Origin of the sequence: Microbacterium azadirachtae, from assembly GCF_000956505.1 — a bacterium.
GTDB classification, from domain to species: domain Bacteria; phylum Actinomycetota; class Actinomycetes; order Actinomycetales; family Microbacteriaceae; genus Microbacterium; species Microbacterium azadirachtae_A.
Window position 1 is genome coordinate 177500 of record NZ_JYIX01000033.1, and the last position, 17336, is coordinate 194835.

Sequence of the window (17336 nt, forward strand, 5' to 3'; positions counted from 1 at the left end):
TCCGTGGCAGACCCGCGACACCCGACTCGCGCGCGCCGCATGGACCCGCGCGTGACGTTCCGGCTGTACGTCACGATCGGCCTGGCGGTCGCGCTGATCGGCGCGCTCTGGGCGCTTGCGGACGGCTCGGCGAGCGCCGGTCCCGGCGGCCATGCCACGGCGGATGCGAAGGTCGCAGGGATCGCAGAGGTCGCGATGCCGCAGACCGCGACGAGCCTTCCCTCGGTCCAGCTGCACGCGACCGCGGCCAGCAACCCGTGCGCGCAGACGCCCGTGCAGCAGGCGCTCGCGTCCGGTGGCGATGATGCGGTGGTCGCGGCGTTCGGCGGGGGAGCGGCGTTCCGCGCCGCGGTCGCTGCGGGCAACGCGCCCTGCATCGATCTGTCCGACCCCCACCGCGACTGGGTCGTGGTGAACAAGGCTCGGCCGCTCAGCCCCGTGACCTTCGCGCCGACGTCCTTCGGGGACCCGGCTCTCTCGGTCGACGGCGCGGGTTCGCTGCGCTCCGATACGGCGAACGCTCTGAACCAGCTCTCCGCGGCCGCGGACGCCGCCGGGGTGGGCTCGGTCGCGCTGGCCAGTGGCTACCGCTCCTACGACACTCAGGTGCAGACCTACTCGGGCCAGGTCGCGACCTACGGGCAGGCCCAGGGCGACGCCCTCTCTGCGCGGCCCGGGCACAGCGAGCACCAGACCGGCCTCGCCGCCGACGTGGTCTCCTGTGCGGGCGGCTGCGGCGACATCGACTCCTTTGGCGGCACCGCGGCCGGCGCCTGGGTCGCCGAGAACGGCTGGCAGTACGGCTTCATCGTCCGCTACGTCGCCGGCCAGACCCCGATCACCGGCTACGACCCGGAACCCTGGCATCTGCGCTACGTCGGCGTGCCGCTCGCGACGGCCTACCACGATGGCGGATTCGCCACGCTCGAGCAGTTCTTCGGGCTCGCCGCGGCCCCCGCGTACCTGGGCTGACCGCCATCGCAGACGCGCGTCACCGCACGCGGCCAGAGGCGTGCGCAGTCGCGTCGCCACGGATTCCGGCGCTGCTGGAGCGTTCACACAAAGCGTGACACCGAGTCTCACATCCGGTGGGATGCATTCCCACAATCCGAGCCGATATCCCCGACTTTCCGCGTAGGATCGCGAGTGCGAAGACGCACACACGATCTGGAGGAGCGCGATGGAACGCGACATCTACGACGAGGATCACGAGGCCTTCCGCGGCCTCGTCAAGGACTTCATCGGCCGCCACGTCACGAACGAGGCCATCGAGCGCTGGGAGGCGGCCGGCGAGATCGATCGCGCCACCATGCTCGCGGCGGGTGGGGCCGGCCTGATCGGTCTCTCTGTGCCCGAGGAGTTCGGCGGCGCGGGGATGCTGCAGGACTACCGCTTCCGCACCATCGTGATGGAAGAGGTCATCGCGGCGGGCGCCGGGTCCCTTGCCGGCGCCTTCGGGATCCAGGACGACCTGGCCGTGCCGTATCTCGTGCACATGGGCACGCCGGAACAGAAGGCGAAGTGGCTGCCCCGCATGGCGACCGGGGAAGTGCTCGGCGCGCTCGCGATGACCGATCCCGGTGCGGGCTCGGACCTCCGCGGCATCAAGACCAACGCGAAGAAGGTCGACGGCGGGTACATCCTCAACGGCGCCAAGACCTTCATCTCCTCGGGGACCACGGCCGACATCGTCGTGACCTTCGTGAAGACCGGCGAGGGCAACCGGCCCGACGCCTTCAGTCTTCTGATCGTCGAGAAGGGCATGGAGGGCTTCGATCAGGGCAAGAAGCTCAGCAAGATGGGCTTCCACGGCTGGGACACGGCCGAGCTCAGCTTCACGGACGTGTTCATCCCCGAAGAGAATCTGATCAGCGGCAAGGAAGGTCAGGGCTTCATCCAGCTGATGATGAACCTGCCGCTCGAGCGCCTGTCGATCGGCGTCGCGGCCGCGGCCGCTGCGCAGGCCGCCACGGCCTGGACCATCGCCTACACCAAGGACCGCGAGGCCTTCGGTGAGCGCATCGCAGACTTCCAGAACACCCGCTTCCGTCTGGCCGACATGGTCACCACGACCGAGGTGATGTGGGCGTACGTCGACCGCGCGCTGCTGGCGTACAAGGACAGCAAGCTCACCGCGGAGGACGCCGCGAAGGTGAAGTTCTGGACGACGGACCGCGAGTGGGAGGTGCTCGACACCGGCGTGCAGCTGCACGGAGGCTACGGCTACATCATGGAGTACCCGATCGCGAAGGCCTTCACCGACGCCAGGGTGCATCGCATCTACGGCGGCACGAACGAGATCATGCGCGACCTCGTCGGCCGCCAGATCGTCGGCAAGCGCTGACCTTTCGGTCCCTGAGCTCGTCGAAGGGCGCCCCCGGATCCTGGATCCGGGGGCGTTCGTGCGTGAGTGGGGACTGGTCTCCGCGCGGGCGGATCCTCCTCCACGATCCGGGCGTTCGCGGAGTTCCGCACCGATTGCGTGAGCGGGCCGTGCGGCGCTCCGGCACGCCGTCAGGCTGGCGTCATGAACCCAGAATCACTGCGCGAGCACGTGCTCGAAAGCGACGACGACCTCCGCGACGCCCTGGAGCTGCTGCTCCCGCAGGCGAGCCAGCGACAGCTCTGGCTGCTCTTCATCGACGGGCGAGGCCGGATCGGCGAGCCGCTGATGCCGATGGCCGACTACCCGGAGGATCCGATCGAGGCGGTGGCGACGGAGGACCTCGGCGAGGTGACGCACGCGCACCTGCTGTCCCAGCGGATCGGCATGCTCCGCGAGCTCACCGGTAATGCGGCGGTGGTGCTGGTGTGGGAGCGCGTCGGCGGCGAGGCCGTCGAGGACGACGTCCGCGTCTGGGCGCGTGCGATGAAGCGGCAGGCCGCGCTGCTCGGGATCCCGCTGCGTGCCCAGTTCCTGCTGCACGCCCACGGTGTGCGCCAGCTGCACGCCGACGACGTGCTGTGACGCCCGCCGGAACGGTGGCAAGACCTTTGCTACCGGAGTAGCATCATGCTCGTGGTGCACGCCAAGGTCAGTCTGAGCCTCAGCGAGGAGGACATCGCCTTCCTCGACGCCGAGACGCAGAGCGGTCGCTACCCCTCGCGTTCGGCGGCGACGCAGGATGCCGTACGCCTGCTGCGCGAGAGCCGCCTCGCCGACGCCTATGCCGAGGCGTTCGCCGCGGATGACGGCGAGGACTGGGATGCCGTGGCGGGCGATGGGCTCGCGTCCGCGTGAGCGTGTCGACCGTCCCTCTTCTGCGTCGCGGCCAGATCGTGCTCGTCTCCTTCGATCCCGCCGTCGGATCCGAGGCGAAGAAGACCCGTCCTGCGGTGATCGTGAGCAACAACACGGCCAACGCGGTCGCGGTGCGGAGTGATCGGGCGACCGCGACGGTCGTCCCTCTGACGTCGAACACGGTGCGGATCCTGCCGTTCCAGGTGCTGCTGCCGTCGGCGGCGACCGGACTCGATCGCGACGTCAAAGCCCAGGCGGAGCAGGTGCGCACGATTGCCGTCGCTCGCATCGCCCGCCCGGTCGGCTGGGTGCCCGCAGAGCTCATGGGAGCTCTCGACGAGGCGCTCCGCCTCCATCTCGCACTCTGACGGCACCGCACGCCCCCTGCTGCCGTCCTTCGCGAACGCCCCGAGATCCCCCGGATCCCGGGGCATCCTGCTGTGCGCCGGTCGTGGCAGCGACCCTCGGAGGGAGGCGATCTCGGGCGTCAGAAAAAGTTTGGTATTCAGTGTTGCTATGTACCGGTACTCAGTGTTACTGTCTACCGGTAGTCAACATCACTGAGTAGAAGAAGGAGGCGATCGCGATGGCGAGTCAGATGACCGAGATGCTCAAGGGCACCCTCGAGGGGATCGTCCTGGCGATCCTGGCCGAGCGATCGGCCTATGGATACGAGATCACCACGCGGCTGCGCGATGGAGGGTTCTCCGATATCGCGGAGGGCACCGTTTACGCGCTGCTGGTGCGGATCGAGCAGAGGGGCCTCGTGGATGTGGAGAAGGTCCCCTCCGAGAAGGGGCCACCGCGCAAGGTGTACTCGCTCAACACGCAGGGGCGGGATCAGCTCGCCGACTTCTGGAGGACCTGGAGCTTCCTCGCAGCGCACATCGAACAGCTCCGCCACACCGACAGCATCAGCACGACCGACACGAATGAAGGAGCCTGACATGGCCGCCAAGTGGATCGAAGCCCTCACCGGGTCCCTCGAGCAGAAGAAGCAGTACAAGCAGGACAAGGCCCGCATGGAGAGCCTTCCCGCCCCCTACGCGGACGCCGCCATGGCGATGCACCGCTACCTGATGTACGCCGGCGGCATCACCGACGGCGACACCATGATCCGGATGTACACCGACATGGCCGACCTCTGGGAGCGCGCCGCCGTCGACCGCACCCCGGTGCGCGACATCGTCGGAGACGACCCGGTCGACTTCGCCGAGACGTTCGCCAAGGCGTACGCCGGCCGCGAGTGGATCGACAAGGAGCGCAAGCGCTTCACGACGGCGATCGACGGCGCCGCACGAAAGGAGAACTGATCATGGCCACCCTCACCGCCCCCGCGATCCGCGTGCAGGGCGTCACGAAGGCGTTCAAGGATCTGCAGGTCCTGCGCGGCGTCGACTTCGAGGTCGAGCGGGGCAGCATCTTCGCCCTGCTCGGCTCGAACGGCGCCGGCAAGACCACGCTCGTGCGCATCCTGTCGACGCTGCTGAAGGCCGACGGCGGCGCCGCGACCGTCCAGGGCTTCGACGTCGCCTCGGCGCCGAACGACGTCCGCGACGCGATCAGCCTCACGGGGCAGTTCGCCGCGGTCGACGAGATCCTCACCGGACGGGAGAACCTCGTGCTCGTCGCGAAGCTCCGCCACCTCAAGGATCCGGGGGCCGTCGCCGACGACCTGCTCGCCCGGTTCTCGCTCACCGACGCCGGAGGGCGTCGCGCGGGCACCTACTCCGGCGGCATGCGGCGCCGGCTCGACATCGCGATGAGCCTGATCGGCAATCCCCCGGTGATCTTCCTCGACGAACCGACCACCGGTCTCGACCCGCAGGCGCGGATCGAGGTCTGGGACACCGTCAAGGAGCTCGCGAACGGCGGCACCACCGTGCTGCTCACCACGCAGTACCTCGACGAGGCGGAGCAGCTGGCCGACCGGATCGCGATCCTGCACGAGGGCACCATCATCCAGAACGGCACACTCGCCGAGCTCAAGCGGCTCCTGCCGCAGGCGAAGGTCGAGTACGTCGAGAAGCAGCCCAGCCTCGAGGAGGTCTTCCTCGCCCTGGTCGGACCGTCCGCGGCATCGGCCCCTGAGCCCGTCGAAGGGCCCGACACCACGAAGGAGGCAGTGAAATGACCAGCCACGTCCTCAGCGACACCGGCACGCTCACCGGCCGTTCGCTCAAGCACATCCTGCGCAGTCCCGACACGATCATCACCACCGCGGTGACCCCGATCGCGCTCATGCTGCTGTTCGTCTACGTCCTCGGCGGGGCGATCCACACCGGATCCGACCAGTCGTACATCGACTACATGCTGCCGGGCATCCTGCTCATCACGATCGCGTCCGGCATCGCGTACACCTCGTACCGGCTGTTCCTCGATCTCCAGGGCGGGATCTTCGAGCGGTTCCAGTCCATGCCGATCGCCCGGTCGAGCGTGCTCTGGGCGCATGTGCTCACCTCGCTCGTCGCGAACATCGTCTCGGTGGCGATCGTCGTCGGCGTCGCATTCGCGATGGGGTTCCGCACCGGAGCCTCGGTCGGCGCGTGGCTGGCCGTGGCCGGGATCCTGATCCTGTTCACCCTGTCGCTCACCTGGCTCGCCGTGATCGCGGGCCTGAGCGCCAAGACCGTGGACGGCGCGAGCGCGTTCAGCTACCCGCTCATCTTCCTGCCGTTCATCAGCTCGGCGTTCGTGCCCACCTCGTCGATGCCGGGCCCGGTGGCCTGGTTCGCGGAGTACCAGCCCGTGACGTCGATCGTGAACACGATCCGCGCGTTGTTCAACGGCCAGCCGGTGGGATCCAGCATCTGGATCGCCCTCGCCTGGATGGTCGGGATCCTCGTGGTCGCCTACGGCTTCGCGATCGCCATCTACAAGAAGAAGATCAGCTGAGCAGTCTCGATGTCTGTGCTTCGACAGACTCGGCAACAAGCTGATCCGAACCGGATCGAACCGCCTTCGGCGCCCCGTGCGCCCGGAGGCGGTTCGAGGCGGTTCGGGAGGGTTGAGCCAGGGAGGGTTCAGCCCAGGGGCTCCGCCGCCGTCTCGCGCGCCGCGCGGGACGCGGGGGATGAGGAACCGATCCGCCAGTAGCCGCAGAAACTGACCCGGCCCTTGTCGACACCGCGTTCGCCGACGAGCAGCTTGCGCGCGCCGGAGGCCAGCGACTGCTCGCCCGCGGCATAGGCGTGGAACGGCGCTTCGGGCAGTGCGAGCTCGCGCAGCGCTGCCAGGGCGAGTGCGCCTGGCCGGTCGGAAGGCGCGCGCACGAACCACTGCACGTCGACGCCGTCGGGGTGAGGGAAGTCCAGTGCGTCATCCGCGGAGGGGGCCTCGAGCAGGACGGATCCTGTCGCGTGCGCGGGGAGGGAGGCGCAGATCGCCGCGATCGCCGGCAGGGCCGTCTCGTCGCCGACGAGCACGACCCGCTCCGTGCCGCGCTCGGGGTTGAACGTGAGCCCCTCGTCGATCACGAGCACGCGATCGCCCGGCCGGCACGTCTCGGCCCACCGCGACGCCGGGCCCGCGGTGCCCTCGGCGGCGGAGCCGTGCAGCACGAAGTCCACGTCGAGCTCGGCCCCGGCCTCGGCCGTGGCGGGGCGGAAGGCGCGGACGCTGTAGTTGCGCATCACCGGGCGCTCGCCGTCCGGGATCCGCAGGAACTTGAGATACCCGAGTGTGTGGTTGGCCTTGGCCGGAACCCGGCTCAGCGCCTCCTCACCGCCCACCGGCAGGAACAGCCGGAACCACTGGTCCCAGCCCATGGGCGAGAACCGCTCGATCTCGCCGCCGCCGAACGTGATGCGCACCCAGTGCGGGGCGAGTCGCTGGGTCCGCAGCACGGTGAGGGGAACGAGTCCGGCCGCGGCCGGCTTGACCATCTTGCTGTACGCCATGGGAACCTTTCGAGGTCTGATTTCGAGCGGTGTCAGGACCGCCAGGGGAAGAACAGGGTCAGGAGAGCCGCCGAGGCGGCGAGCATCAGGAGCAGGAAGACGACGTCGCGCGGGCGGAAGGGCACCTCGTGCCGCTCGGTGCGGGTGGGGTGCGCGCCGAACGCGCGCGAGTCCATGGCCAGCGCCACGCGCTCGGCATGGCGGATCGCGCTCGCCAGCAGGGGCACGATGTAGCCCCAGCCGCGTGCGATCCGGGCGAACGGCCCGCGTCCGCCGTGCGTGCCGCGCACCCGGTGCGCCGCGCGGATCACGCTCAGCTCGTAGCCGAAGCGCGGCACGAACCGGTAGGCCGCGAGCGCCGTGTAGCCGAAGCGGTACGGGATCCGCAGCTGCTGCACGCCCGCGCGCACGACATCCGGTCCGGTCGTGGTGAGGCCCGAGATGAGCGAGAGCGCGAGGATCGCCGCCAGCCGCAGTCCCGTCGCGAATCCGCTCTCGAGGGCGCCGGCGTGCAGCTCCCACGAGCCGATCCGGAGCGCGATCGGGGTCGAGGCGACCTGTGCCGGATCCGTCCACAGCGTCATCGACAGCCCCAGCACGACGACCCCCGCGGGGATCGCGAGCAGCAGCACGGCCCAGATCCTCGCGGTCAGCCGGGTGCCCGTCAACAGCACGGCGTAGGCGAGCGCGAGGAACGCGATCGGCGTCGCGAGGTCCCGCACGAACAGCAGCAGCACCATGGCGGGCAGCACCGCGCCGAGCTTGGCGAGCGGGTTCAGGTGGTGCAGCCACACGCGCGCGGGCGCTGCGGTCTGCTCGGCGTACGGGTCGATCATGATCCCGGCCCCGTCGGTGCGGATCGGGCGATAGCCTCGGGACCGGCCCCCGCGATCGCACCGGATCCGACGATCGGTGCGGATCCGGCGACGGCGTCGTCGCCGAGGAGTGCCCTCAGCTCCGGCGGGACCGCGAGATACGCCGCGGGGAGCGGGATCAGGGCATCGCGCACGAGCGCCGACGTGGCGCCGGCGGCGACGATCCGTCCGTCCTCGACGAGCACGGTGCGGGTCGCGTGCTGGATCACGAGGTCCATGTCGTGCGTCACGAGCACGATCGTGGTGCCCTCGGCCCTGAGCTCGCGGAACAGCGCGAGCAGCTCCTGGGTGCGCGCCCTGTCCTGTCCGAACGTCGGCTCGTCGAGAACGAGGATCCGCGGGCGGGTGATCAGCGCGGTGCCGACCGACAGCCGCCGCTTCTCGCCGCCGGACAGCAGGAACGGGTGCACGTCGGCCTTGCCGGTGAGCCCGAAGCGCTCGAGCATCGCGCCGACGCGCTCGTCGATCTCGGTCGGCGGGGTGCGTCGCAGCCGCAGGCCGTGCGCGAGCTCCTCGAACACGGTGTGCGCGATGAACTGATGTTCGGGGTTCTGGAAGACGAAGCCGATGTGCGCCGCGAGCATCCGCGGCGAAGCAGTGGCGGGATCGATCCCGTCGACCGAGATCCGCCCGCGCGGCGGTATCACGACGCCGGCCAGCGCCTGCACGAGCGTCGTCTTGCCGGCGCCGTTCGGGCCGATGATCGCGGTGACAGAGGCCGCCTCGACATCGAGGTCGACGTCGCGCAGCACAACCTTCCGCCCGCGCCGCACCTCGAGTCCCCTGGCCCTGATGACCGGCTCCGCCTCGGCTTTCGAAGCGCGCACATGGCTGGATCCGGGGCTCGGATCGAGCATTTTGCGCGCTTCGAAACGGGGGAACGCCGACCGGAGCTCGTCGGCCGTGAGGGGAAGCGGAGCATCGGGGGCGCCGATCGGGATGCCTGCGGCCCGCAGCCGGCGCGCCGCGAGCGCGGCGGAGGGGAGCCACGCGCCGAGAGCGAGGATCTCCTCGGCGTGCTCGCGCAGTATCCGCCGGGCGGGGCCGTCGAAGGCGATGCGCCCCGAGCCGTCCAGGACGATCGCCCTGGTCGCGATCTCGAGTGCCGCGTCGAGGTCGTGCTCGACCACGATCAGGGCGCGCTCCTCGGATCCGGCGATGTCCGCGAGCGCGGCGTGGACGTCCGCGGTGCCCTGCGGATCGAGGTTCGCGGTCGGCTCGTCCAGGATCAGGACGGGGGATCCGGTCGCGAGCGCCGAGGCGATCGCGAGCCGCTGCTTGCCGCCGCCGGACAGCCGGTCCGGATTCTCGGCGCGGCGCTCCCAGAGGCCCATCCGCCGTAGGGCGGCTTCGGCGCGGGCGAGCACCTCGGCGACCGGGAACCGCAGGTTCTCCAGGGCGAACGCCGCGTCGTCGAGCACGGATCCGGTGACGATCTGCGCGTCCGGATCCTGGAACACCGTCGACGCGGAGCTGCTCAGCGTGGCGATCGGAGTCGTTGCGACGTCGTGCCCGCGCACCGTGACGCTGCCGGAGACGGCCGCATCGAGCGAGTGCGGGATGAGGCCGCTCAGCGCGAGCGCGAGTGTGGACTTGCCGGATCCGCTCGGGCCGAGCAGCAGCACGACCTCGCCCGCGTGCACGTCGAACGAGACGTCCCGTACGGCGGGATCGCTCGCGCCGCAGTGCGTGATCGTGAGATCGCGCACGCGGAGGAGCGGGGCGGCGGGCATCGGGGTCCGTTCGGCAAGGGTTGCTTAGGCAAGCCTAACCTAGGGCTTCGCCAGGTCCGGATCCGCGTCGCGGGTTCAGCGCTGTGCGACGCCGGCGCGGCGCAGCGAGATGCCGATCCGCAGGCCGATCGCCGTCCACGCGATCGGCCCGAGCACCGCCAGCGGAAGGTAGATGATCCGCGCCCACAGGGGCAGCTTCTCCAGGTCGACGGCGAAGAACACCACCACCGCGATGATCACGCCGATGATCGCCGCCGAGACGAAGAACCGCCAGGCGCCCCAGGAGCGGTACCGGGTGAGGGCGGCGACACCTTCCTGGATGAGGCCGAACAGCAGTGCGGTGCCGAGGAACCGGGGGAACCAGATCGGGTTGAAGGCGCTGGCGACCAGGGCGGCGAGCACATGCGTGAGCAGGGCGACCAGCGGTCGGCGCAGCACCTCCTGCGCGATGATGCCCGGCAGCACGTGCGAGCCGAGTACCAGACCGTAGGCGAACGGCGCGCCGGCGATCACGGGGATCGTCACCCAGCCCGCGGCGGCGCCGAGCAGCCCTGTGGCGACTCCGATGGCGGCGCAGACGAGCAGGACGCGCGTGGGCAGCGGGGAGCGGACGGCGGGCACCCGTCCAGCGTACCGGCGGGATCGGACGGCCCGGCCGGGAGTAATCCCCGCGGGTCAGATCCTCCGGCGCCGCGGCATCAGGTGCACGGGCGGGATCGGCGGGGCGGGGATCCGCTCGTCGCCGTGACCGACGACATGGCCGAAGCGGCCGGATCCCGCCTCCCAGTCCTCGCGCGCCTGCGCGATCTCCTCGTGGCTGCGCGCGGCGAAGTTCCACCACATCACGAGATCCTGTTCGAAGGGCTCGCCGCCGAGGAGGAAGAGCAGTGCTCCGCCCTCGCTCGCCACCGTGACGGCGTCGCGGGAGTCGCCGAGGAACAGCACGTCGTCGACATCGAGCGAGGTCTCGGCGAGGCCGGATCCCGTGATGCGGGCATCGCCCGTGACGAGCAGCAGTCCGTGCTCCCAGGCGGGGTCGAACGGAAGCACCACGGTCGTGCCCGGTTCGAGGCGGATCTCCGCGCCCACGATCGGCGTGTGGGCGGTCGCGGGGGAGGCGACGCCCGCATAGGAGCCCATCACGACCGTGACGTCGGCGTCGGATCCGGTCTGGGCGGGAAGCGCCAGCCCGGGCAGGGCCAGGTGCTGCTCGAAGCCGGGAGCTCCGGTCGCGGCGCCGTCGGGCAGCACCACCCAGAGCTGCAGGGCATCGAGCGGGCCGGCCTCCTCGCCCACCGAGTACTCGGAGTGCGCGATGCCGTTCCCGGCCGTCATGAGGTTCAGCTGCCCGCGGCGCAGGACCACGTCGCTGTCGATCGTGTCGCGGTGGCGGATCTCGCCGACGAGCGGCCAGGTCACCGTCTGCAGGCCGATGTGCGGGTGCGGCTCCACGCGCATGCGCACCTCGGCGGGCCCGAACCGGTCGAGGAAGCACCAGGCGCCGATCGTCGGCACGTCCTTGCTGGGCAGCACGCGCAGCACGTTCATCGCGCGCACGCCGCCGAGCGGCACCTCGCGCGCCGCCAGCACCACCGCGCGCGGTCCGTGCAGGCTCATGCCCGCTCCTCGGGGGCCGCGGGGAAGCGCACTTTCGCGCCCGGCACCTCGTGCGTGCGCAGGTACTTGTTGATGTACGGGCAGTACGGCACGATCGTGTCGCCGGTCGCGACGGCGTCGGCGAGCGCGTCCGCGGCGAGCCTCGACGCGAGACCCTGCCCCTGGAACGCCGGATCCACCTCGGTGTGGATGAACAGGATCGTCCCGGGACGGCGCTGGAACTCGGCGAACCCGGCAAGCGCCCCGTCGCTCGTGATCTCGTAGCGGGACTCCGCCTCGTTCAGGGTCACGGCGATCTCGGGCATGGCGCTCCTTCGTGCGGTGTCGTACCGACTCGGATCCAACCTATGCCCGGGAGAGGACGCGGGGGCCGCGCGAACCCGCCGGCGTGGGGAAGCCCGGCCTGTGGACAGCGGCCTCCGGTGTCGGCTCCGCTCGTTACGCTGGAGGCATGCCCCAGAACGATCCGCGCGACCCCTATGCGGATCTGCCGTGGTCCGACGCGCCCCTCGACGACCCCTACGCCGACGTGCCGTTCGACGAGGAGCCCTGGGACGCCGCGCCCCCGCCCGAGGAGGGCGAGTGGGCCGGATCCCCCGGCGCGGTTCCGCAGGGCAGCTTCCCGGTGCCGGCCGCCGCGGCGACTCCGGCGCCGAGCAGGTATCAGACGCCGCTCGACGCGCTCACCGCGGTCTACGGCTACGACGCGTTCCGCGGGGATCAGGCCGCGATCATCGACCAGATCGTCGACGGCGGAGACGCGGTCGTGCTCATGCCCACCGGCGGCGGCAAGAGCCTCTGCTACCAGATCCCCGCGCTCGTGCGCGAGGGCACCGGCCTGGTGGTCAGCCCGCTCATCGCGCTCATGCACGACCAGGTCGACGCCCTGCGCGCCAACGGCGTGCGCGCCGCCTACCTGAACTCGACCCAGACCGCGGCGGACCGCGCCGAGGTCGAGCGCGCGTACCTCTCGGGCGACCTCGACCTCGTCTACGTAGCCCCGGAGCGGCTCTCGAACGCGCAGACCCTGGCGCTCCTGCAGCGCGGATCCCTCAGCGTGATCGCGATCGACGAGGCGCACTGCGTGTCGCAGTGGGGGCACGACTTCCGCCCCGACTACCTCGCGCTCGGCGGTCTCGCCGAGCGCTTCCCCGGGGTTCCGCGGGTCGCGCTCACCGCCACCGCCACCCGCGAAACGCACCGCGAGATCACGGAGCGGCTGCACCTGCCGCAGGCGAAGCACTTCGTCGCGAGCTTCGACCGGCCGAACATCCAGTACCGGATCGACCCCAAGGTCGAGGTGCGCAAGCAGCTCGTCTCGTTCATCCGGAGTCAGCCCGAGGGGTCCGCGGGCATCGTCTACGCTCTCAGCCGCGCGTCGGTCGAGCAGACGGCCGAGTACCTCAGCGCGCAGGGTCTCGATGCGATCCCGTATCACGCGGGTCTCGACGCGGGAACGCGGGCCGCGCACCAGTCCCGGTTCCTCCGCGAGGACGGCGTGATCGTGGTCGCCACGATCGCGTTCGGGATGGGCATCGACAAGCCGGATGTGCGCTTCGTCGCCCACGTCGACCTGCCGAAGTCGGTCGAGGGGTACTACCAGGAGACCGGTCGCGCGGGCCGCGACGGCGAACCCTCGGTCGTGTGGATGGCCTACGGCCTGGGCGACGTCGTGCAGCAGCGCCGCTTCATCCAGCAGGGTGACGGCGACCGCATGATCAAGCAGCGGCAGAACCAGCACCTCGACGCGATGCTCGCGCTGTGCGAGACCGTCGACTGCCGCAGGCAGAACCTGCTCGGCTACTTCGGGCAGTCCTTGTCCGGCCCCCGGTCCGTGAGCGAAGGAGGCGAAGCCGATCGAGTCGAACGGTGTGGGAATTGCGACACCTGCCTCACCCCGCCGGACAGCTGGGACGGGCTGATCCCCGCGCAGAAGCTGCTCTCCACGATCGTGCGGCTGCAGCGCGAGCGTCGCCAGTCGTTCGGCGCAGGGCATCTGATCGACATCCTCCGCGGGGCATCGACGGAGAAGATCCGCAAGTTCCGGCACGACGAGCTCGCCACCTACGGGATCGGATCCGACCTCACGGATGCGCAGTGGCGCTCGGTCGTGCGGCAGCTGCTCGCGCAGGGGCTGATGCAGCCGCAGGGCGAGTACGGCACCCTCGCGGTGAGCGACGCGGCCGCGGGCGTGCTCGCCGGCACGACCGCGGTGAAGCTGCGCCATGACGTCGTCACGCGGGCCGGCGCCTCCGGAGGCGGGCGCTCCGCCAAGAGGAATGCCGCAGCCGCGCTCGCCGAGGGCGACCGCGGCCTGTTCGAGGCACTGCGGGCATGGCGCGCGCAGACCGCGCGCGAGCAGGGCGTGCCCGCGTACGTCGTGTTCGGCGACGCGACGCTGCGCGCCCTCGCCGAGCACCGCCCCGTGCAGGCCTCCGACCTGGTCGGCATCAGCGGCATCGGCGAGAAGAAGCGCGAGGCCTACGGCGCGGCCGTGCTCGAGGTCATCGCGGCCGAGGGCTGAGGCGCAGGACAGGATCACGCGAGGGCCCTTCCTGTGGGGAGCCGACAAGCGCTCGGATCCTCGTCGGCCCGATCTGTTGGGGGATCCCCACAGCCGACTTCGCTCCGCGTTGTGTCAGATCTACCATGAAGGCATCCCCGAAACCTCACGAGAGGATCCTCATGGTCGACGCCGCCCTTCGGACGAACACCGCGAACAGCACCCCGGACGACACCGCGACGCGCATCGACGTCGACGCGGTCGGCGACCTGCTGCTCGGCACTTGGGCGGACACCCGCCGCGAGGCGCGCGAGATGATCAAGGATCCGGCGTTCTGGCGCGACGACTCGCTCGGCAAGGACGAGCACCGCGAGCGCGTGCTCAGCCAGCTGCACCTGCTCGTGCAGAACCGTGCCGTGCACCGCGCGTTCCCGAAGCGCCTCGGCGGCGAGGAGAACAACGGCGGCAACATCGCCGGGTTCGAGGAGCTCGTCGTCGCCGACCCCAGCCTGCAGATCAAGTCGGGCGTGCAGTGGGGACTGTTCGGATCCGCCGTCCTGCAGCTCGGCACCGCCGAGCACCATGACCGCTGGCTCCCCGGCATCATGAGCCTGGAGATCCCCGGCGCCTTCGCGATGACGGAGATCGGGCACGGCTCCGACGTCGCCTCGATCGGCACCACGGCGACCTACGATCCGAGCACCTCGGAGTTCGTGATCAACACGCCGTTCCGCGCGGCGACCAAGGAGTTCCTCGGCAACGCCGCGCTGCACGGCATCGCGGCGACTGTGTTCGCGCAGCTCATCACCAACGGCGTGAACCACGGCGTGCACTGCTTCTACGTGCCGCTGCGCGGTGAGGACGGCGTGGACCTTCCCGGCATCGGCCGCGAGGACGACGGTCTCAAGGGCGGGCTGAACGGCATCGACAACGGCCGGCTCAGCTTCGACCACGTGCGGATCCCGCGCACCAACCTGCTGAACCGCTACGGCGACGTCGCCGCAGACGGCACCTACTCGAGTGCGATCGACAGCCCTGGTCGCCGCTTCTTCACGATGCTCGGCACGCTCGTGCAGGGTCGCGTCTCGCTCGACGGCGCCGCGTCCTGGGCCTCTGCGCTCGGCCTCCACATCGCGATCACCTACGCCACGCAGCGCCGGCAGTTCAACGGCGCCGACGGCTCGGAGACCACGCTGCTCGACTACGGCAAGCACCAGCGCCGCCTCCTGCCGCGCCTCGCGACCACGTACGCGCAGCTGTTCGCGCACGACGAGTTCCTGCAGAAGTTCGACGGCGTCTTCTCCGGCCGCACCGACACCCCGCAGGACCGCGAGGACCTGGAGACCCTGGCCGCCGCGCTCAAGCCGCTGTCGACCTGGCACGCCCTCGACACCCTGCAGGAGTGCCGCGAGGCGTGCGGCGGCGCGGGCTTCATGTTCGAGAACCGCTTCGTGGGGCTGCGCGCCGACCTCGACATCTACGTGACGTTCGAGGGCGACAACAACATCCTGCTGCAGCTCGTCGGCAAGCGCCTGCTCACCGACTACGCGAAGCAGTTCAAGGGCAAGGACGCCGCCGCGCTCGCGAAGTACGCCGTCGGACAGACCGCGGGCCGGGTGTTCCACGGTGCGGGGCTGCGCCAGTTCGGGCAGGCCGTCGCGGATCTCGGATCCACGGCGCGCTCGGTCGAGAACGGCCTGCGGGCCGAGCAGCAGCACGAGCTGCTCACCGACCGCGTGCAGCAGATGGTGGCAGACATCGCCGGCCGGCTGCGTGCGGCCGGCAAGGACAAGGTGCTCGGCGAGAAGCTGTTCAACGAGAACCAGGCCGAGCTCATCGAAGCGGCTCGCGCGCACGGAGAGCTGCTGCAGTGGGAGGCGTTCACCGATGCCCTCGGCCGCATCGAGGACGAGGACAGCAAGGCGGTGCTGACCTGGCTGCGCGACCTCTTCGGCCTGCAGCTCGTCGAGAAGCATCTCGCGTGGTACCTCATCAACGGCCGTCTCTCGGCGCAGCGTGCGGCCTCGGTCTCGCGCTACATCGACCGGCTCTGCACGCGCCTGCGCCCGCACGCCCTCGACCTCGTGAACGCGTTCGGCTACGAGCCCGAGCACGTGCGCGCGCCGCTCGCCTCGGGTGCGGAGCAGATCCGCCAGGACGAGGCCCGCGCGTACTACGCCGACCTCAAGGCCTCGGGCGACGCCCCTGTCGACGAGAAGGCCCTGAAAAAGGCCCGCCAGCTGTAGGCGGGTTTCCGCTGCGGGCCTGCTCCTCGCCGAGCGCACGGCTTGCTGCCGAGTGCACGGGTACGGCGCGTCATTTGCCGGTGCATTCGGCAGGATCCGGTGCACTCAGCAGGATCCGGATCCTCTCGCTCGGGGTCGTTGAGCGAGCACCGAGCGCAGCGAGGAGCGAGACGAAACGCGGTGCCCTTGTGAGAGCACCGCGTTTCGTCTCGGTCACCTTCGGCGTCCTCGCTCAACGACCCCGACGGGCGGTTCACATTCCGGCGACGCGCTCCGCGAGGTGGTCCGCGAGAGGGGCGTCGGTGCTGAGCACGACGCGCACGGTCGCGCCATCGTGGTCGCGGGCGCCCTGGCGCTGGCCGCGCAGGTCGAACACGGTCTGCCCGCGGCCCGGACCGTCGGTCGTGTCGACCACGGCCGGCACCGCGGGGGCGACCGTCGGGCGCACCCGGCCGACCGCGATCGCCGCGGCGAGCGGATCGTGCAGGGCGCTGCACCGGCGGCCGTAGGTCGCGCGGTAGAAATCCATGTAGAAGTCGAGCATCGCCGCGACGGCGCGGGCCACAGGGGATCCGGACGTGGCCAGCAGGTCGCGGTGGGCTTCCTCGAACACGTTCTCCATGGTCACGTCGAGCGGCACGACGACGACCGGCCAGCCTGCGGCGAACACCGCGTCGGCCGCCTCGGGGTCGTTGCCGATGTTCGCCTCGGCGAGCGCCGTGATGTTGCCCGGCACGAGCGCCGCCCCGCCCATGAGCGTCACCCGCGCGATGCGGGTGGGGAGCGTCGGATCCTGCTCGAGCGCAGCGGCGAGGTTCGTCAACGGGCCGACCGCGAGCACCTCGAGGGATCCGGCGTGCTCGTGCGAGAGCCGGATGAGCAGGTCGGCCGCGGTGCCGTCCTCGACGGCGCGGGCGGGCTCGGGAAGCGCCACCCCGCCCACGCCGTCGTCGCCGTGCACGTGCGGCGCGCCGCCGTCGTACCCGTGGGTGAGGAAGTCGTGCCGTCCCACGGCCACAGGGACGTCGTCGCGCTCGGCGAGGGACAGCAGGCCCAGGGTGTTGCGCGCGGCCTGAGCCGCCGAGGTGTTGCCGCTGACCGTGCCGATCCCGCGGAGCGCGATCTCGGGAGACGCCAGCAGATACGCCAGGGCGAGCGAGTCGTCGATGCCGGTGTCGCAGTCGAAGTACAGCGGGGCGGGGGTGTCGGTCATCGGATCCTC

Annotated in this window: 18 protein-coding genes; 11 read left to right on the forward strand and 7 right to left on the reverse strand. The window is 70.6% G+C overall.

The genetic code is table 11. The features are described 5' to 3' along the window. Nucleotides 1-3 precede the first annotated feature (3 nt). The 9 genes from RS86_RS08785 (at nt 4) to RS86_RS08825 (ending at nt 6136) form a co-directional block, all read left to right on the forward strand. Nucleotides 4-972 (forward strand): M15 family metallopeptidase, encoded by a 969-nt coding sequence (locus tag RS86_RS08785; RefSeq protein ID WP_235281719.1) that lies wholly within the window; start codon nt 4-6, stop codon nt 970-972. A gap of 208 nt (nt 973-1180) precedes the next feature. Next, nucleotides 1181-2344, forward strand: coding sequence for an acyl-CoA dehydrogenase family protein (locus tag RS86_RS08790; RefSeq protein ID WP_045271840.1), 1164 nt, complete (start codon nt 1181-1183; stop codon nt 2342-2344). Between the two features lie 183 nt (nt 2345-2527). Continuing rightward, on the forward strand, nt 2528-2968 hold the full coding sequence (locus RS86_RS08795; RefSeq protein ID WP_045271841.1) for a hypothetical protein: 441 nt from the start codon (nt 2528-2530) through the stop codon (nt 2966-2968). A gap of 51 nt (nt 2969-3019) precedes the next feature. Next, on the forward strand, nt 3020-3241 hold the full coding sequence (locus RS86_RS08800) for a ribbon-helix-helix domain-containing protein (protein ID WP_200892773.1): 222 nt from the start codon (nt 3020-3022) through the stop codon (nt 3239-3241). Further along, entirely contained in the window at nt 3238-3609 is a 372-nt protein-coding gene (locus RS86_RS08805; RefSeq protein WP_327037095.1) for a type II toxin-antitoxin system PemK/MazF family toxin, read from the forward strand. The genes RS86_RS08800 and RS86_RS08805 overlap by 4 nt, the downstream gene beginning before the upstream one ends. A gap of 218 nt (nt 3610-3827) precedes the next feature. Then, nucleotides 3828-4187 (forward strand): PadR family transcriptional regulator, encoded by a 360-nt coding sequence (locus RS86_RS08810; RefSeq protein WP_045271843.1) that lies wholly within the window; start codon nt 3828-3830, stop codon nt 4185-4187. 1 nt (nt 4188) lies between these two features. Continuing rightward, complete coding sequence (locus RS86_RS08815) at nt 4189-4554, forward strand: DUF1048 domain-containing protein (protein ID WP_045271844.1); 366 nt, start codon at nt 4189-4191, stop codon at nt 4552-4554. A 2-nt stretch (nt 4555-4556) separates the two neighbouring features. Beyond that, complete coding sequence (locus RS86_RS08820) at nt 4557-5375, forward strand: ABC transporter ATP-binding protein (RefSeq protein ID WP_045271845.1); 819 nt, start codon at nt 4557-4559, stop codon at nt 5373-5375. Further along, nucleotides 5372-6136 (forward strand): ABC transporter permease, encoded by a 765-nt coding sequence (locus RS86_RS08825; RefSeq protein WP_045271846.1) that lies wholly within the window; start codon nt 5372-5374, stop codon nt 6134-6136. The genes RS86_RS08820 and RS86_RS08825 overlap by 4 nt, the downstream gene beginning before the upstream one ends. A gap of 128 nt (nt 6137-6264) precedes the next feature. On the opposite strand, the gene RS86_RS08830 is transcribed toward RS86_RS08825, so the two are convergent. The 6 genes from RS86_RS08830 to RS86_RS08855 form a co-directional block, all read right to left on the reverse strand. Continuing rightward, complete coding sequence (locus RS86_RS08830; protein WP_045271847.1) at nt 6265-7140, reverse strand: siderophore-interacting protein; 876 nt, start codon at nt 7138-7140, stop codon at nt 6265-6267. Between the two features lie 32 nt (nt 7141-7172). Continuing rightward, a complete protein-coding gene (locus RS86_RS08835; protein ID WP_045271848.1) occupies nt 7173-7976 on the reverse strand; it encodes an energy-coupling factor transporter transmembrane component T family protein in 804 nt (267 codons plus the stop codon). After that, nucleotides 7973-9748 carry an ABC transporter ATP-binding protein gene (locus tag RS86_RS08840; protein ID WP_082076693.1) on the reverse strand — a complete coding sequence of 592 codons (1776 nt, stop codon included), beginning with the start codon at nt 9746-9748 and terminating at the stop codon, nt 7973-7975. The genes RS86_RS08835 and RS86_RS08840 overlap by 4 nt, the downstream gene beginning before the upstream one ends. A 75-nt stretch (nt 9749-9823) precedes the next feature. Then, nucleotides 9824-10369 carry an ECF transporter S component gene (locus tag RS86_RS08845; RefSeq protein WP_045271849.1) on the reverse strand — a complete coding sequence of 182 codons (546 nt, stop codon included), beginning with the start codon at nt 10367-10369 and terminating at the stop codon, nt 9824-9826. 54 nt (nt 10370-10423) lie between these two features. Beyond that, entirely contained in the window at nt 10424-11365 is a 942-nt protein-coding gene (locus RS86_RS08850; RefSeq protein ID WP_045271850.1) for a pirin family protein, read from the reverse strand. Next, the gene (locus tag RS86_RS08855) at nt 11362-11670 is read right to left on the reverse strand and encodes a GNAT family N-acetyltransferase (protein ID WP_045271851.1); all 309 of its coding nucleotides are present in this window, start codon (nt 11668-11670) and stop codon (nt 11362-11364) included. The genes RS86_RS08850 and RS86_RS08855 overlap by 4 nt, the downstream gene beginning before the upstream one ends. Nucleotides 11671-11816: 146 nt before the next feature. Between RS86_RS08855 and recQ the strand changes: the two genes are divergently transcribed. Continuing rightward, the gene (gene recQ, locus RS86_RS08860) at nt 11817-13889 is read left to right on the forward strand and encodes a DNA helicase RecQ (protein ID WP_082076694.1); all 2073 of its coding nucleotides are present in this window, start codon (nt 11817-11819) and stop codon (nt 13887-13889) included. A gap of 161 nt (nt 13890-14050) precedes the next feature. Further along, entirely contained in the window at nt 14051-16114 is a 2064-nt protein-coding gene (locus RS86_RS08865; protein WP_045271852.1) for an acyl-CoA dehydrogenase, read from the forward strand. A gap of 253 nt (nt 16115-16367) precedes the next feature. On the opposite strand, the gene RS86_RS08870 is transcribed toward RS86_RS08865, so the two are convergent. Next, complete coding sequence (locus tag RS86_RS08870) at nt 16368-17327, reverse strand: nucleoside hydrolase (RefSeq protein WP_045271853.1); 960 nt, start codon at nt 17325-17327, stop codon at nt 16368-16370. Between the last annotated feature and the right edge of the window lie 9 nt (nt 17328-17336).

Coding starts and splice junctions, on each gene's coding strand:
- RS86_RS08790 (WP_045271840.1), top strand. CDS start 1,181: ATGGAACGCGACATCTACGACGAGGATCACGAGGCCTTCCGCGGCCTC.
- RS86_RS08825 (WP_045271846.1), top strand. CDS start 5,372: ATGACCAGCCACGTCCTCAGCGACACCGGCACGCTCACCGGCCGTTCG.
- RS86_RS08850 (WP_045271850.1), bottom strand. CDS start 11,365: ATGAGCCTGCACGGACCGCGCGCGGTGGTGCTGGCGGCGCGCGAGGTG.
- RS86_RS08840 (WP_082076693.1), bottom strand. CDS start 9,748: ATGCCCGCCGCCCCGCTCCTCCGCGTGCGCGATCTCACGATCACGCAC.
- RS86_RS08870 (WP_045271853.1), bottom strand. CDS start 17,327: ATGACCGACACCCCCGCCCCGCTGTACTTCGACTGCGACACCGGCATC.
- RS86_RS08865 (WP_045271852.1), top strand. CDS start 14,051: ATGGTCGACGCCGCCCTTCGGACGAACACCGCGAACAGCACCCCGGAC.
- RS86_RS08830 (WP_045271847.1), bottom strand. CDS start 7,140: ATGGCGTACAGCAAGATGGTCAAGCCGGCCGCGGCCGGACTCGTTCCC.
- RS86_RS08810 (WP_045271843.1), top strand. CDS start 3,828: ATGGCGAGTCAGATGACCGAGATGCTCAAGGGCACCCTCGAGGGGATC.
- RS86_RS08855 (WP_045271851.1), bottom strand. CDS start 11,670: ATGCCCGAGATCGCCGTGACCCTGAACGAGGCGGAGTCCCGCTACGAG.
- RS86_RS08835 (WP_045271848.1), bottom strand. CDS start 7,976: ATGATCGACCCGTACGCCGAGCAGACCGCAGCGCCCGCGCGCGTGTGG.
- RS86_RS08795 (WP_045271841.1), top strand. CDS start 2,528: ATGAACCCAGAATCACTGCGCGAGCACGTGCTCGAAAGCGACGACGAC.
- recQ (WP_082076694.1), top strand. CDS start 11,817: ATGCCCCAGAACGATCCGCGCGACCCCTATGCGGATCTGCCGTGGTCC.
- RS86_RS08815 (WP_045271844.1), top strand. CDS start 4,189: ATGGCCGCCAAGTGGATCGAAGCCCTCACCGGGTCCCTCGAGCAGAAG.
- RS86_RS08820 (WP_045271845.1), top strand. CDS start 4,557: ATGGCCACCCTCACCGCCCCCGCGATCCGCGTGCAGGGCGTCACGAAG.